The organism is Amycolatopsis australiensis (assembly GCF_900119165.1).
GTDB classification, from domain to species: domain Bacteria; phylum Actinomycetota; class Actinomycetes; order Mycobacteriales; family Pseudonocardiaceae; genus Amycolatopsis; species Amycolatopsis australiensis.
In genome coordinates, this window is record NZ_FPJG01000006.1 from 2,887,453 (window position 1) to 2,902,214 (window position 14,762).

Annotated in this window: 17 protein-coding genes; 8 read left to right on the top strand and 9 right to left on the bottom strand. The window is 73.7% G+C overall.

Annotated features, from left to right (window positions below):
* Positions 1–39: 39 nt before the first annotated feature.
* Positions 40–378 carry a DUF3140 domain-containing protein gene (locus tag BT341_RS15230; RefSeq protein ID WP_072476929.1) on the bottom strand — a complete coding sequence of 113 codons (339 nt, stop codon included), beginning with the start codon at positions 376–378 and terminating at the stop codon, positions 40–42.
* A gap of 177 nt (positions 379–555) precedes the next feature.
* On the opposite strand from BT341_RS15230, the gene BT341_RS15235 reads away from it, so the two are divergent.
* Positions 556–1,281, top strand: coding sequence for an ANTAR domain-containing response regulator (locus BT341_RS15235; RefSeq protein ID WP_072476930.1), 726 nt, complete (start codon positions 556–558; stop codon positions 1,279–1,281).
* On the opposite strand, the gene BT341_RS15240 is transcribed toward BT341_RS15235, so the two are convergent.
* From BT341_RS15240 to BT341_RS15250, 3 genes are all read right to left on the bottom strand, one after another.
* The gene (locus BT341_RS15240) at positions 1,235–2,233 is read right to left on the bottom strand and encodes an RNA polymerase subunit sigma-70 (protein ID WP_072476931.1); all 999 of its coding nucleotides are present in this window, start codon (positions 2,231–2,233) and stop codon (positions 1,235–1,237) included. The two genes, BT341_RS15235 and BT341_RS15240, sit on opposite strands and share 47 nt — an antisense overlap.
* Positions 2,234–2,238: 5 nt before the next feature.
* Positions 2,239–2,967 carry an SDR family oxidoreductase gene (locus BT341_RS15245; RefSeq protein WP_072476932.1) on the bottom strand — a complete coding sequence of 243 codons (729 nt, stop codon included), beginning with the start codon at positions 2,965–2,967 and terminating at the stop codon, positions 2,239–2,241.
* Between the two features lie 147 nt (positions 2,968–3,114).
* On the bottom strand, positions 3,115–3,993 hold the full coding sequence (locus BT341_RS15250) for a MurR/RpiR family transcriptional regulator (RefSeq protein ID WP_072476933.1): 879 nt from the start codon (positions 3,991–3,993) through the stop codon (positions 3,115–3,117).
* Between the two features lie 129 nt (positions 3,994–4,122).
* On the opposite strand from BT341_RS15250, the gene BT341_RS15255 reads away from it, so the two are divergent.
* The 7 genes from BT341_RS15255 (at position 4,123) to BT341_RS15285 (ending at position 11,876) form a co-directional block, all read left to right on the top strand.
* Complete coding sequence (locus tag BT341_RS15255; protein WP_072476934.1) at positions 4,123–5,514, top strand: MFS transporter; 1,392 nt, start codon at positions 4,123–4,125, stop codon at positions 5,512–5,514.
* Entirely contained in the window at positions 5,511–5,936 is a 426-nt protein-coding gene (locus BT341_RS15260) for a GAF domain-containing protein (protein ID WP_072476935.1), read from the top strand. Before BT341_RS15255 ends, BT341_RS15260 begins: the two co-directional genes overlap by 4 nt.
* Complete coding sequence (locus BT341_RS15265) at positions 5,933–7,147, top strand: metal-dependent hydrolase family protein (protein ID WP_072476936.1); 1,215 nt, start codon at positions 5,933–5,935, stop codon at positions 7,145–7,147. The genes BT341_RS15260 and BT341_RS15265 overlap by 4 nt, the downstream gene beginning before the upstream one ends.
* 84 nt (positions 7,148–7,231) lie before the next feature.
* Positions 7,232–8,254 (top strand): NAD-dependent epimerase/dehydratase family protein, encoded by a 1,023-nt coding sequence (locus BT341_RS15270; protein WP_072476937.1) that lies wholly within the window; start codon positions 7,232–7,234, stop codon positions 8,252–8,254.
* A gap of 15 nt (positions 8,255–8,269) precedes the next feature.
* Positions 8,270–8,785: a (2Fe-2S)-binding protein gene (locus BT341_RS15275; protein ID WP_072476938.1), complete on the top strand. Its 516-nt coding sequence runs from the start codon at positions 8,270–8,272 to the stop codon at positions 8,783–8,785.
* On the top strand, positions 8,782–9,789 hold the full coding sequence (locus BT341_RS15280) for an FAD binding domain-containing protein (RefSeq protein WP_072476939.1): 1,008 nt from the start codon (positions 8,782–8,784) through the stop codon (positions 9,787–9,789). The genes BT341_RS15275 and BT341_RS15280 overlap by 4 nt, the downstream gene beginning before the upstream one ends.
* A complete protein-coding gene (locus BT341_RS15285; protein WP_072476940.1) occupies positions 9,786–11,876 on the top strand; it encodes a xanthine dehydrogenase family protein molybdopterin-binding subunit in 2,091 nt (696 codons plus the stop codon). The genes BT341_RS15280 and BT341_RS15285 overlap by 4 nt, the downstream gene beginning before the upstream one ends.
* Here the strand turns inward: BT341_RS15285 and BT341_RS15290 are convergent, their stop codons facing one another.
* The 5 genes from BT341_RS15290 to BT341_RS15310 form a co-directional block, all read right to left on the bottom strand.
* The gene (locus BT341_RS15290) at positions 11,877–12,347 is read right to left on the bottom strand and encodes a DUF4383 domain-containing protein (protein WP_072476941.1); all 471 of its coding nucleotides are present in this window, start codon (positions 12,345–12,347) and stop codon (positions 11,877–11,879) included.
* 63 nt (positions 12,348–12,410) lie between these two features.
* Positions 12,411–12,680 carry a hypothetical protein gene (locus BT341_RS15295; RefSeq protein ID WP_072476942.1) on the bottom strand — a complete coding sequence of 90 codons (270 nt, stop codon included), beginning with the start codon at positions 12,678–12,680 and terminating at the stop codon, positions 12,411–12,413.
* A gap of 104 nt (positions 12,681–12,784) precedes the next feature.
* The gene (locus BT341_RS15300; protein WP_084742865.1) at positions 12,785–13,429 is read right to left on the bottom strand and encodes a TetR/AcrR family transcriptional regulator; all 645 of its coding nucleotides are present in this window, start codon (positions 13,427–13,429) and stop codon (positions 12,785–12,787) included.
* Positions 13,413–13,658 (bottom strand): hypothetical protein, encoded by a 246-nt coding sequence (locus BT341_RS15305; RefSeq protein WP_072476943.1) that lies wholly within the window; start codon positions 13,656–13,658, stop codon positions 13,413–13,415. The genes BT341_RS15300 and BT341_RS15305 overlap by 17 nt, the downstream gene beginning before the upstream one ends.
* Positions 13,659–13,691: 33 nt before the next feature.
* Positions 13,692–14,651: an ArsR/SmtB family transcription factor gene (locus BT341_RS15310; protein WP_072476944.1), complete on the bottom strand. Its 960-nt coding sequence runs from the start codon at positions 14,649–14,651 to the stop codon at positions 13,692–13,694.
* Positions 14,652–14,762: the final 111 nt, after the last annotated feature.

A 14,762-nucleotide genomic window follows, 5' to 3' on the forward strand; every position in this document is an offset into this window, starting at 1 on the left:
CGAGCGCCCCAAGGCGGCCTTGGGGCGCTCGGGGCCGGGTCAGCTCGGGGGTTTCAGCGGGTCGTGGCCGATGGACATCAGGCGGTGGCGCCAGTGGGCCTCGCCCGCCGTCGGCTCCAGATCTTCGCGGCGCTCGCTGCGGACGCGGGCCACCACCTTGCGCATCACGTCCGCGTCGCGCTCGTCGGTGTCCACCCGGCGTTTGCGCAGGATCGACAGCACCTGGTGACCCGTCGGCGGGCCCGCTTCGTCGGGGAGCGGTTCGTCCTCCGGGCCGGCGTCCCGTGTGCGCAGCCAGTCCTCCAGCTCGCGCGACGTCATGTTCACCACCCGGTGGAACTCGGCCCACAGCTCGTCGTCAACAGCCGGATCGCTCATGCTCCGGGGCTACCCGGCGCGGCCGACGCCAAACCGGAGGCCCACGGCCGGTAGAGTTCACCCGGACCCGTTGAAACGCCAGCGGTGGTCTCGGTTGACGCTGCTGGCGAGCTCTTCCCGTTGCTCGCCACTCGACGCAAAAGGGAGGGGTGGGCTGTGCCGACCACTGGCGACGGCATGGCGGAGCGGGTCGACGAGCTGAACGCCGTCCTGGCCGACCTCGTGGGGGTCCTCGAATCGGTGTCCGACACGCCGGGTCTGCTCGACGCGGTCTGCGGCGAGGCGGTCCGGGTGGTCCCCGACGCGGACCTGGCGAGCATCATGGTCGTCCGCGACGGAGTGACGCAGACCGCCGCCTACACCGACGAGCGCGCCCAGCGCATCGACGACGTGCAGTACGCGGCGGGCGACGGTCCCGGCCTGGTCGCGGCGCTGACCGGCGAAGTCGTGCGGGTCGCGGTCGGGGACACGGGCCCGCGGTGGCCCGAGTTCACCGCCGCGGCCAAGGAACTCGGCGTCGGCAGCTACCTGGCGGTGCCGCTGCGGGTGGACGACACCCTCGTCGGCGCCATCACGCTGTTCGGCTTCGGCGCGCACGGCTACCACGAGTTCGACACCAAGGTGCTCCGGCTGTTCACACTGTGCGTGGAGACCGCGCTGCGGCTGACGCGCCGCTACCGGGAGGCTCGCAGGCTCGCCGACGAGCTCCACAACGCGATGGAGACGCGGGCGGTGATCGAGCAGGCCAAGGGCATGCTCATGCTGATCCACCGGGTGAACGAGGACGCGGCGATGCAGCGGCTGATCGTCGAGTCCCAGCACACGAACATCAAGCTGCGCGACGTCGCGGCGCGGTTCACGAGGAGGATGAGCTCGGCCGACGGCGCGCCGCCGCGGCGCTAGGAACGCCCACCGCGCCGAGCACCGGCTCGCCGCCGAAGGACGGGACCAGCGCGGCGTCGTTGAACGCGGTGATCCGCGCGACGCGCGAGCCGGTCAGCGTCAGGACCTGGACGCCGTGCGCGGCGAACCGGCCGCCGCCGGTCGCCGCGTACTCGAGCAGGGCAGGCTGGCCGTTCGCCCGGGCCGGGACCAGGCGCCACGCGCCGGGACGCAGCACGCGGCGGCTCAGGAACCCGAGCACGGCGTCACGGCCGGTGAACCACGTCGGGATCGGCGGCATCTCCAGCTCGACGTCGGCGCGCAGCAACGTCACCAGCGCGCCGGCGTCGGCCCGGACGAACGCGTCGACGTAGCCGTCGAGCAGGGTCCGGCGCGCCTGCTCGTCCGGCTCGGCGACGTCCGCCTCGACCGGGCCCGCCTCGGCGAGCCGGGCGCGGGCCCGGCGCAGCGCGCTGTCGACGGCCGCCGGGGTCGTGCCGAGCATCTCGGCGACCTCGCCGGTGCGGAACGCCAGCACGTCGCGCAACGTCAGCACCGCCCGCTGCCGCGCCGGGAGCAGCTGCAGCGCGGCGATGAACGCCAGCCGCACCCCGGCGCGCCCGGCCACCACCGCCGCCGGGTCGAGCAGCGCGTCGGGGATCGGCTGCAGCCACGGCACCGACGGGTCCGCGGCCGCCACCGCCACGCGGTGGTCGTCGGCGGGCGCGCCGAGCCCGGACGGCAGCGGCCGCCGGGCCCGGGTTTCCAGCGCGGTCAGGCACGCTGTCGTGGCGATCTTGTACAGCCAGCGCCGCACCGACGACCGGCCCTCGAAGCCGCCGAAGGCGCGCCACGCGCGCAGGTAGGTCTCCTGCACGAGGTCCTCGGCGTCGTGGATCGAGCCGAGCATGCGGTAGCAGTGCGCGAGCAGCTCCCGCCGGAACGGCTCGGTCTGCGCGGCGAAGTCGGGCATGGTGGTCAAAGCGTACGCAGGCCGGTGCCGCTGACCTGGTACTCGGCCGCGTCGCCGGTGACAATGTCGAGGACGGCCTTCGCGACCTGCTCCGGCGTCAGGACCGGCTCCATGTTCCGCACGAAGGTGTCGCGGTCGACGCCGGTGCGGGCGGCGTACCCCTCGACGCCGGCCGTGCCGAGCCCGGTGACCGGGGTGAGCTGCGGCAGGAGCGTGGCGAACCGCAGGCCGAGGCCGGCGCGTTCGGACTCCTCGGCGCCGTACGCGCGCAGGTAGCGGATCGCGGCCTTCGCGCTGGCGTACCCGCCGCTGAGCGGCGAACCCCCGATGGCCGCCCCGCTGGACATCGAGACGACGACCCCGCCCGGGTCCAGGGGCGCCCGCAGCGCGGCGCGGGTCCAGGCGAAGACGTGCCGCGTGTCGACGTGCCAGTTGCGGCTGAAGGTCTCCCAGGTCTGCTCGTGCACCGGCGCCATGTGCGGCACGGCGCCGGCGTTGAGGACGAGCAGGCCGGGCCGGTGCTCGCGGAGCACCTTCTCGGCCAGGGCGTCGTCGGTCGCGTCGGCGGCGACCGGGACGAAGCCCGCGCCGAGCTCGTCCCGCGCGGCTTCGAGGTCGTGCGCGGTGCGGGCGACGCCGACGACGGTGCGTCCCTCGGCGACGAGCGCGGCGGCGATGGCGCGCCCGAAGCCGCGGCCGGCTCCGGTGACGACGGCGGTGGTGTGGGTGGACATGACGGGCTCCCCGGTGGTCTCGGCGATGCGGACCGGATCAAGACCACCGGCGGCCCGGGAAACCGTCGCCGAGTGACTCAGGTCACAGCTGCGGTGTCGCGGCGCGGGGGCGTGAGCGGGAAACCGGGTTGGCACCCGGTTTCCCGCTCACGAGGGCTTGGCCGACGGGCGGCGGTGCAGCAGGTCGAACCGCGACCACATGGCTTCCGCGGCCTCGATGGACTCGCTCGTCCGGGCGGGGTCGACCGCCGCCAGCTGCGCCACGATCGCCTGGACCAGCGCCATGCCGGCGGTCAGCGACGGGAAGAACGTCACACCCTCGGCGGGCACCATCAGCACGTGCTCGACCGCGCCCGCCAGCGCCGGGCTGGCCGCGTCCGTCACCGCGAACACGCGGGCGCCGCGGCGCTTGGCCTCGTCCGCCGCCAGGACGGTGCTCTCGTACAGGCGCCAGAAGCTGATCGCCACCAGCACGTCGTCGGACGTCAGTTTCGCCGTCTGGTTCGCCAGTTCCGCGTCGCCGGCCGTGATCGCGTGGACGTCGTAGCCCGCGAGACGCGCGTTGTGCGCGAAGGCGATGCCGACTGCCGCGTAGCTGCCGTCGGCGATCACCACCGTCCGCCGCGCCGCGGCGATCGCGCGGGCGACCTCGCGGATCACGTCTTCGTCGAACCGCCGGTTCAGCAGGGCCAGGCTGTCGAGGTCGCGGCGCAGCGACGCCGAGCCCGGCGAGCCGACGTCGCGATGTTCCTCGGCGACCTGCGGCGCGCTCAGCGACGACATGTACCGCGCCCGCAGCTCCTGCTGCAACGCGGGCCAGCCGGCGAAGCCGAGCGCCTGGGCGGTGCGCGTCACGGTCGCGACGTTGACCCCGGCGAGCTGCGCCAGCTCGGCCGTCGAGCCGAACGAGGCCCGCCTCGGCTGGGAGACGAGCACCTCCAGCACCGCGGCCGACTTCGGCCGCAGCCCCCGCGCGGGCAGCCGGTCGCGCAGCCAGCCCTCGAAACCGTCGTCGGGTTCCGCCACTTCGTGCCCTCCCTCGTTCGCGTAGACCGTAACGCAGGGATGTCGACTTGCAACAAACATTGCAAAACAGCGAAAGTGCAGTATACGTTGTCCGCACTCCTCGGCGCCCGGACACGGAAGGCGTTCCCCATGACCCTGCTGGCACGACTGGATCGGCTCCCGCTGAGCCGTCCCCACTACAAACTGCTGCTCATCGGCGGGCTCGGCTACACCTTCGACGGCATGGACTCGGCGGTCGTCGCCTTCCTCCTGCCCAGCGCGAAGGCCGCCTGGCACCTCGGCAACGGCCAGCTCGGCCTGATCGGGTCCGCGACGCCGTTCGGCTTCCTCTTCGGCGCGATCGCCGCCGGCCTGCTCGGCGACCGCATCGGCCGCAAGAAGGTCATGATGTACGCGCTGGCCTTCTACGCGGTGTTCTCCGTCGTCGCGTCGTTCTCGCCCAACTACGAAATCTTCCTCGGCGCCCGGGTGCTCGCCGGCGCGGGCGCCGGTGCGGAAAGCGCCATCATCGCGCCGTTCCTGTCCGAGTTCGTCCCGGCCAAGCGGCGCGGCTGGTTCGTCGGCGCGCTCGCCGGCTTCTTCTCGTTCGGCTTCGTGGCGGCCGCGCTGATCGGGCGGTTCGTCGTGCCGTCGTTCGACGAAGGCTGGCGCGTCGCGCAGCTGGTCACCGCGCTGCCGATCGTGATGCTCCTGTGGTGGCGGCGGTCCCTGCCCGAGTCGCCGCGGTTCCTGCTCGCGCAGGGCCGCACCGCCGAAGCCGAAAACGTCGTCGCGAAGATGGAACGCGACGTCGAGAAGGCGACCGGCGCGGCCCTCCCGCCGGTGCCCGCCGCCGACGCGCGGCCGGCGACCGAGACGCCGAAGGTCAACCTGTTCAGCGCGCTGAAGTTCCTGTGGAGCCCGGCCATGCGGCGCCGGACGGCGGTGATCTGGACCGTCTGGTTCGTGATCACGTTCTCCTACTACGGTTTCTTCTCCTGGATCCCGACGCTGCTGGTGGAACGCGGGATCACGGTGACGAAGAGCTTCGAGTTCTCGATCATCATCTACCTGGCCCAGGTGCCCGGGTACTTCTCGGCCGCGTGGCTGTCGGAACGGCTCGACCGCAAGCACACCATCGCGCTCTACCTCGCCGGTTCGGCCGTGAGCGCGTTCTGGCTGAGCCAGACGAGCGCGCCGTGGTCGATCACGCTCGCCGGTGCGGTGCTGTCGTTCTTCCTCAACGGCACCTACGCCGGGGTGTACTCCTACACGCCCGAGGTGTTCCCGACCTGGATCCGCGCCAGCGGCACCGGCCTGTCCAGCGCGTTCGGCCGGGTCGGCAGCATCCTCGCGCCGACCATCATCGGCCTGTCGGCGGCGAGCCTCGGCTTCGCCGGCGTGTTCGGCCTGACGACGGCCGTGCTGGCCGCCGGGGTGCTCTGCGTGCTCGTCTTCGGCCTGTCCACCGCGGGCCGCTCGCTGGAAGAACTGACCGAACACGGCGCGCCGGTGGCCGCCGCGAAGGAGATGACGCAGTGAGTCTGTCCACTGTGGAGGACAAGGTGCGCGCCGAACTGGGCGTGCGGCTGTTCACCGTGCTCGCGTGGGTGCCGGAGCGCCGGGCGCTGCGGCGGGTGCACAGCAGCCATCCGGCGGAGTACCCGGTGGGCGGGGAGAAGACGGTCGAGGTCGCCGCGGGCTGGCTCGAGCGCTGCATCACCGCGCAGGAGCCGTACTTCGGCCCGGACCGGGCGGCGGTGCGGGAGATCTTCGCCGACCACGAGCTGATCGAGAGCCTCGGCTGCGGTTCGATCATCAACGTGCCGGTGGTCGCGGACGGCCGGACGCTCGGCGTGCTCAACATCCTCGACGCGGAAGGCGCCTACGACGAGGATTCCGTGAAAACGGCCCAATCGCTCGCGCCGCTGGCCGTGCCGGCGCTGCTGGAGGAGGAGAAGTGACCGGAAACCTGCTGCTGCGCAACGCCCGGCTGCTCGATCCGCTGTCCGGCGAGTACACCGAGGGCGACCTGCGGTGCGCCGACGGCCGCATCGCCGAGGTGGGGCCGGACCTGGCCGCGGCCGACGTGCCCACGCTCGACCTGCGCGGCGCGGTCGTCCTGCCCGGCCTCGTCGACGCGCACGTCCACGTCACGGCGTCGACGGCCGACCTGGGCTCGCTGCCGTCGTCGTCACCCTCGTACGTGGCCGCGCACAGCGCGCGCACGATGAGCCGGATGCTCGACCGCGGCTTCACCACGGTCCGCGACGCGTCGGGGGCGGACTACGGGCTCGCCGACGCCCAGGCGGAGGGGCTGTTCCGCGGTCCGCGGCTGCTGTTCTGCGGGCGGGCGCTGAGCCAGACCGGCGGCCACGGCGACAGCCGGACCCGCGGCACGCAGGTGAAGGACGACCATCCGTGCTGCGCGGGCCTGGGCCGGGTGGCCGACGGCGTCGACGCGGTCCGCGCGGCGGCCCGCGACGAGCTGCGCAAGGGCGCGCACCACATCAAGGTGATGGCCTCCGGCGGCGTCGCCTCGCCGACCGACCGCATCGACTCGACGCAGTACTCGGCCGAGGAGCTGCGCGCGATCGTCGAGGAAGCCGAGGCGGCGAACCGGTACGTGGCCGCGCACGCCTACACCGCCCGCGCGGTGAACCGGGCGCTGGAGCTGGGCGTCCGGTCGATCGAGCACGGCAACCTCCTCGACGACCGCAGCGTTTCGCTGTTCCTCGCGCACGACGCGTTCCTCGTCCCGACGCTGGTGACGTACTGGGCGCTCAAGGAGGAAGGCCGCGAGCACGGGCTGCCGGAGTCCAGCTGGCGCAAGGTGGACGAGGTGCTGGGCGCAGGGCTGGCGGCACTGGACCGCGCGGCCCGCGCCGGCGTGAAGATCGTCTACGGGACCGACCTGCTGGGCGGGATGCACCGCCACCAGAACCACGAGTTCCGCCTGCGCGCCGAGGTCCAGACCCCGCTGGAGGTCATCCGCTCGGCGACGTCGACGGCGGCGGAGCTGCTGAACCTCACGGGCGAGATCGGCACGCTGGCCCCGGGCGCCCACGCGGACCTCCTCGTCCTGGACGGCGACCCGCTGGCCGACATCGGGGTGCTGGCGGAGCCGAAGCACTTCCGCCACGTCGTCCAGGGCGGCGAGGTGGTCGTGGGCTGACCGGCCGCACCGGCTCGGCCGGCCGCTGGATCTTCCGGCGAAGATGGCAGGGTTGTCCGCGCGGGTGCCGGGTAACCACCTCCGATGCGCATCGTGGTCACCGGAGCGACCGGCAACATCGGGACCGGCGTCGTCGCCGCCTTGGACGCCGATCCGCAGGTCGAGGCCGTCGTCGGGCTGGCGCGGCGGCCGGCGGCGGGCGTCGTCACCGCCGACGTCGAGCGGGACGACCTCGTGCCGCTCTTCCGCGGCGCCGACGCCGTCGTGCACCTCGCCTGGCTGTTCCAGCCCACCCGGCGCCCCGAGCGCACCTGGCGCGCGAACGTCCTGGGGTCGCTGCGGGTGTTCGACGCCGTCGCGACGGCGGGCGTGCCCAAGCTGGTGTACTCCTCGTCCGTCGGCGCGTACTCACCGCGCGAGGACGACGACCCGGTGACCGAGGACTGGCCGACGCACGGCTGGCCCGGCGCGGCGTACACGCGCGAGAAGTCCTACCTCGAGCGGTACCTGGACGCGTTCGAGCAACGGCACCCGGAACTGGCCGTGGTCCGGATGCGGCCCGGGTTCGTCTTCCAGCGCGCCGCCGCGACGGAACAACGCCGCCTGTTCGCCGGGCCGTTCCTGCCGGGCTCGCTGGTCCGGCCGGGTTTGCTGCCGGTCGTGCCGGACGTCCCGGGCCTGCGCGTGCAGGTCGTGCACACCGCCGACCTGGCCGACGCGGTCCGCCGGGCGGTGACGCGGCCGGTGCGCGGCGCGTTCAACATCGCGACCGGCCCGGTGGTCGACCCGCGGTTCCTCGCGGGCCTGCTGCACGCGCGCCCGGTGCCGGTACCGGTCGCCGTGGTCCGCGCCGCCGTGGACGCGGCCTGGCGCCTGCACGCGGTGCCCGCGTCGCCGGGCCTGTTCGACGCGGTCATGCGGCTGCCGCTGCTCGACACCACCCGCGCACAGGCCGAACTGGACTGGCAGCCGCGGCACGACGCCGCGGCGACGCTGACCGAGTTCCTGTCCGGGCTGCGCTCCGGCGCCGGCGCGGACACCGCGCCGCTGGCCCCGGACCGGCACCGGCTGCACGAGATCTCGACGGGCATCGGCCGCCGTCCGTAGCCGAGAGGAGAAGCCATGACGCGCGCCTGCGCACTCGAACTGCGGGTCGACGGCACCGCGCACCGGCTGGAGGTCGACCCGCGGCGGACCCTGCTGGACCTGCTGCGCGACCAGCTGGGCGGGTACAGCCCGAAGAAGGGCTGCGACCACGGCCAGTGCGGTGCCTGCACGGTGCTGCTCGACGGACGCCGCGTCCTGGCCTGCCTCATCCTCGCCGTGACCTGCGAAGGCGCCGAGGTGACGACGGCGGCCGGCCTCGCTCCCGGCGGCGAGCTGCACCCGGTCCAGCAGGCGTTCCTCGAGCACGACGGCTTCCAGTGCGGCTACTGCACGCCCGGCCAGATCTGTTCCGCGGCGGGCCTGCTGGCCGAGTTCGCCGCCGGCGCGCCGAGCCACGTCACCACGCCGGTCACCGACGCTCCACAGTGGACGGACGAGGAGATCGCCGAGCGGATGAGCGGGAACCTGTGCCGTTGCGGTGCCTACGCCGGGATCGTCGCGGCGGTCCGGCAGGCGGGGGAGGAGCGGTGAAACCCTTCACCTACGCCAGGCCGGCCACGGCGGCCGAAGCGGTCGACGCCGTCGCCGGCGACCCGGCCGCGGCGTTCCTGGGCGGCGGCACCAACCTGGTGGACCACCTCAAGCTCGGCGTCGCGGCGCCGGGCCGGATCGTCGACGTGACGGCGCTGAGCTCGCGGGAGATCACCGAGGACCCCGGCGGTGGCCTGGTGATCGGCGCGGGCGTGCCCAACAGCGACCTGGCGGCCGACCGGCGCGTGCGGGAGCGGTACCCCGTGCTGGCCCAGGCCCTGCTGTCCGGCGCGTCGGCGCAGCTGCGGAACCGGGCGACCACCGGCGGGAACCCGTTGCAGCGCACGCGATGCCTGTACTTCCAGGACGTCACGACGCCGTGCAACAAGCGCTCGCCGGGCACCGGCTGCTCGGCCATCGGCGGCGCCACCCGCCAGCACGCGATCCTCGGCGCGTCCGAGCACTGCGTCGCGACGCACCCGTCCGACCTGGCTGTGGCGCTCGCCGCGCTCGACGCCGGGGTGCGCGTGCTCGGGCCGGCGGGCGAGCGTGAGATTCCGGTCGCCGGCCTGCACCGCCTGCCCGGCGACCGGCCCGACCGCGACACGGTGCTCGAGCACGGCGACCTGATCACGGCGATCACCGTCCCCGCGCGGCCGTGGGCCCGCCGGTCGGCCTACCGGAAGGTCCGCGACCGGGCGTCGTACGCCTTCGCCCTGGTGTCCGTCGCCGCCGCGGTCGACGTGCGGGACGGCGAGCTCGCCGACGTCCGGATCGCGCTCGGCGGCGTCGCGCACAAGCCGTGGCGCGCCCACCGTGCCGAAGACGTCCTGCGCGGCGGACGGCCGGGCGACGCGCTGTTCCGGGCCGCCGCCGAGGCCGAGCTCGCCGACGCCCGCCCGCTGGACGGCGTCGACGGCGGCAACGCGTTCAAGATCCCGCTCGTCGCGCGCACCCTGAACGCTGTCCTGCGCGACCTGACCGCCGAGGAGCCGCGCCGATGACCGGACTGCCGGAACCGGAGGCGATCGGCCGCCCGCTCACCCGCCGCGACGGGCCCGCCAAGGTCACCGGCACCGCGCCGTACGCCTACGAGGTGCCCGCCGAGCACGCCGCCTACTGCCATCCCGTGCAGGCCACGATCGCGCGGGGCCGCTGCACCCGGGTCGGCACCGTCGAGGCCGAGTCGCTCGACGGCGTGCTGCGCGTGCTGACGCCGTTCACCGCCGAACGGCTGGCCGGCACCGGTGACGCCGAGCTGGCGGTGCTGCAGGACCGGGAAGTCCCGTTCCGCGGCCGCGTGCTCGCCCTGGTCGTCGCCGACAGCCCGGAGACCGCCCGCCAGGCGGCCGGGCTCGTCGAAGTCGACTACGAACGCGAAGACGCCGACGTCGAGCTGCGGGCCGACCGCGACGACCTGTACAAACCGGACAAGGTCAACCCGTCCTTCCCGACGGACACCGACGAGGGTGATGTCGACGCCGCCCTGCGCGAAGCCGACGTCACCGTCGAGCAGACGTACACGACGGCGATGTACCACAACAACCCGCTCGAACCCCACACCACGACGGCATTGTGGGAGAACGACACCCTCACGCTGTGGGACTCCACGCAGGGCGTCCACCCGGTGCGCAGCGCGGTGGCGGAGGTGTTCGGGCTGCCCGAAGAGCGGGTGCGGGTGATCTGCCCGTACGTCGGCGGCGGCTTCGGGTCGAAGGGCACCGCGCACGCCCACGTCGTCCTCGCGGCGCTGGCCGCGCGGGCGGTACCGGGGCGCCCGGTGAAGCTCGCGCTGACCCGGCAGCAGATGTTCAGCCTGGCCGGCTACCGCACGCCGACGATCCAGCGGATGCGCCTGGGCGCGGGCCGCGACGGGCGGCTGACGGCGATCCGGCTGGACGTCGTCGAGCAGACCTCGCGCATCAAGGAGTTCGCCGAGCAGACCGCGGTACCCGCCCGGATGATGTACGCGGCGCCGAACCGGCGCACCAGCCACCGGCTCGCCGCGCTCGACGTCCCGGTGCCGTCGTGGATGCGCGCGCCGGGCGAGTGTCCCGGCATGTTCGGGCCCGAGGTCGCGATGGACGAACTGGCCCACCGGCTCGGCATCGACCCGGTCGAGCTGCGCATCCGCAACGAGCCCGAGCGCGACCCGGAGACCGGGAACCCCTTCTCCCGCCGCAACCTCGTCGGATGCCTGCGCGCCGGCGCGGCGGAATTCGGCTGGGCGGACCGCGACCCGCGGCCGGGCGTCCGCCGGGACGGCCGGTGGCTGGTCGGCACCGGCGTCGCGGCCTCGGTCTACCCGGCGAAGCGGATGCCGGGGTCGACCGCGCACGTCCGGTTCGACGGCGGCCGCTACGTCGCCGAGATCGGCGCCGCCGACCTCGGCACCGGCGCGTGGACGGTGCTGCCGCAGATCCTGGCCGACGCGCTCCGGGTGCCGGTCGGCGACGTCGACGTGCGGATCGGCGACACCGCGTTGCCGGTCGCGAGCGTCGCGGGCGGGTCCACCGGCACGGCGTCCTGGGGCTCGACGCTGGTCGCGGCCGCGGCGGCGTTCCGGGACAAGTACGGCGACGATCCCGGCGACGGCGACGAAGCCTCGGCGGACACGCCGGAGAACCCGGACGAAGACCGCTACGCGATGTACGCCTTCGGCGCGCAGTTCGCCGAAGCCCGGGTCGACGCCGACACCGGCGAAGTGCGGGTGTCGCGGCTGCACGGCACGTTCGCCGCCGGCCGGATCGTCAACCCGCGCACCGCGCGCTCGCAGTTCCTCGGCGGCATGACCATGGGCCTGTCGATGGCCCTGCACGAGCACAGCCTGCTCGACCCGCGGTTCGGCCACGTCGTCAACCACGACCTGGCCGAGTACCACATCGCGGCCAACGCGGACGTCCGCGACCTGCGGGCGGACTGGCTGGCCGAGACCGACCCGCACGTGAACCCCATGGGCAGCAAGGGGATCGGCGAGATCGGCATCGTCGGGACGGCGGCGGCGGTGGCCAACGCGGTCTTCCACGCCACCGGTGTCCGCGTGCGCGACCTGCCGATCACCCTGGACAAGCTGCTGCCGGGACTGCCCTGATCAGTGCCCCTGGATCTCGGGCTCCGGGTACTGGCCGCGGGCGCGGTCGACGGCCGTCGTCGCGATGCCGAGCGCGATCATCGCCAGGCCGAGGCCCAGGTGCAGCCAGTCGTCGGCGTTGTCGAGCGGGATGAAGTTGGCCGGGCTGTCGTGGTTGAGCGCCAGGCCGAACACCCAGAGCAGGACGTAGACGCCGCCGCCGATCATCAGGAACGCGCGCGAGCCGCCGTTGTAGCGCGCGGCCAGCACGCCGAGGACGCCGAAGAGCAGGTGGACCAGGTTGTGCAGCACCGAAACGGTGAACACGCCGAACAGGCGGGCTCCCGACTCGTGCCCGGCGAAGCGCAGGTCGCCGTACCCCGCGGTGATCCCCGGGATGAACCCCAGCACCCCGACGACCAGGAACGCGATCCCGACCAGCAGGGCCGCGGTCCGCGCGGTGCTCCGGCGCGGCCGGGTTTCCGTTGTCATGACGCCTCCCGCTTTCTCGGCAGCCGGTCGGCTACCCGGGTGCGGGCGGGACAAACGCGGGGGTCAGGCGAGTTCGGCCGAGACGACCGACGGCAGCCCGCGCAGCCGGTCGAGCAGGGGCTCGGTCTCCTCGGCGGCCAGCAGGACGGCGCAGACCATGCTGCTCTCGCGGACGCCGTCCTTGATGTCGACGCTCAGCTCGTGCACCGGGCGGCCGTCCAGCGCGTGGACGAGCGCGGGGATCTGCTCGGCACCGCCGACGAAGTAGGTCGCGATGCGGCGCCGCAGCAGCACGGCGGAGCGGGGCGCGGGAACGGCGAAGGACGTGGACATGGCTGATCTCCAGGACGAAGAAGGAATGAGATCACCGGCCAGGTCCGGAAAATGCGATCGACGACGCTGCGCGCCGGCGACCTGGGTTCAGCCGGCGCGCCGGGTTACGAGTCGCGAGGACGGCGTGAGGCGCTGCACGGCGTCAGGCTAACACGCGACGGCCTCAGCGGGGCAAGACCCGCTCGAGCAGGCCGGTGACCGTGTCGCGGTACCGCTGCGGGTCGAGCCCGGGTTCCCAGGACCGTTGCAGCAGGAAGCCCCTGGACGAGGGCGAGCAGGACGCGGGCGAACATGTCGGGCTCGACCCCGTCCGGCAGCGCGACGCCGTCGAGGGTGCGCTCGACGTCCCCGAGCGGCGCGAGCCCTTCGGTGACGACCCGCCGCAGCCGCTCGTCGTGCTCGGCGCGGGCCCAGACGTGCACGGTGACGCGCCGCCGCCGCGCCTCCGCCGGGTCGGCGATCCAGGCGAAGCAGGCGTCCATGAACTGGCGCAGGCCGTCCGGGCCACCGGTGGCGAGCGCCGCCCGGAGCAGTTCCCGCTCGCGCTCGTGGCGGTCGGCGGCGACGGCTTCGATGATCGCCTCCTTGCTGTCGAAGTAGCCGTAGATCGCGACGGCGCTCATCCCCGACTCGGCGACGATGTCCTGCATGGACGCCCCGCCGGGGCCCGCTTTCTCGAAGCACGCCATCGCGGCGTCGAGGATCCGCTGCCGCCGCGCCTCGCGGCGCTCGTCACTGATGCGCGGCATGGGCGTTCCTCGCGACGGCGATCCGGTACAGCCGCGAGCCGCCGCCCGCTTCGAAGGCCGAGACGTCCGATTCCAGGACGAACCCGCGCTCGGCGAGGACGCGCAGCGACGGGCGCAGGAACGCGGTGGCGTACGGGTCTTCGAACCGGCGACGGCCGGGCGGCCGGTGGGTTTCGAAGGCCCGCTGCAGGGCCATCGTCTCGGCGGTGAAGCTGGCACGCGCCGCCATAGCGAATGGATGGTTGTTCGCGAGTCCCCGTGGTCAGCTCGCCCGGATCAGGCCGAGGCCCAGTGGCGTGATCTCGTGGACGTGCGCCTTGCCGGAGCGGGTGCTGGTGATCAGCCCGCTCGCCCGCAGCACCGAGGCGTGCTGGCTGGCCGTCGCGAGGGAGACGCCGGTCAGTTCGGCCAGCTCGCTCGTGTTGCACCGTGCGATCGCGATCGTCACCAGCGCCCTCGCCCGCGTCTGGCCGAGCAGGGCCGCCAGTGCCGGTCCCGGCTCCGCGTCGCGGTCGAACCCCGGGTGGCTGATCGAGTGCACCAGCACCGGCGGCAGACCTGGGTTCTTGTACGTCGTCGGCATGCCGTGGGCGAAGAACGCCGGGATCAGGCGGAGGCCGCGGCCGTCCAGGTGCAGCTCCTGCTCGGCCGGGAACCGGACGCGCAGCACCGGCGGCGTCCACGTGATGTCCGGGTGCAGCGTCGAAAGCAGCAGCTGCGGCCCGCCGTGGTCGAGGCTGGCCTGCAGGCGGCGGCGGTCGCGGGCGACCGCCCGGCGGACCGCCGGCCAGTCCGGGGCCAGGCACCGGCGGTAGTAGTCGTGCAGGGCCGTGCCGAGCCGGTGCAGCTCGCGGGTCTCGCCGCCGGCCAGCCGGCGCAGCCACGCCGGGACGCGCGTGCCCTGCGCCGCCAGCTCGGCGACGTCGGCGGCCAGGACCGGCGGCGGGGTGTCCAGCACCGCCGCGACCCCGTCGCCGATCGTGCGGCGGCCCGCCGGGGTGAGGAAGTCCGGGCAGTACCCGTACGGCGGGACGGCCGCCATCAGCAGCCGCCCGGACTCGGGGACCGCCGAACGCGAGCCCCGGCGCCACCGGCCGAAGAACGGCTCGCCCTCGGGCCGGCGCATCCGGTAGCTGCTCATCAGCAGCTCCCACATCGGATCGGCGTCCTCGGCGATGGTCAGCTTCGCCAGGTCCGCCTCCGTGAAGTGGATCTTCAACATCGAGGTACCGCCCCTTTCCCCGGCGAGAATAGCGGTGGCGGAAATTCACGGACGCGCCCCGGGTTTCCGCACGATCTTGAGGTGGTGTTCACCCTCCGCGAGGGTAAAAAG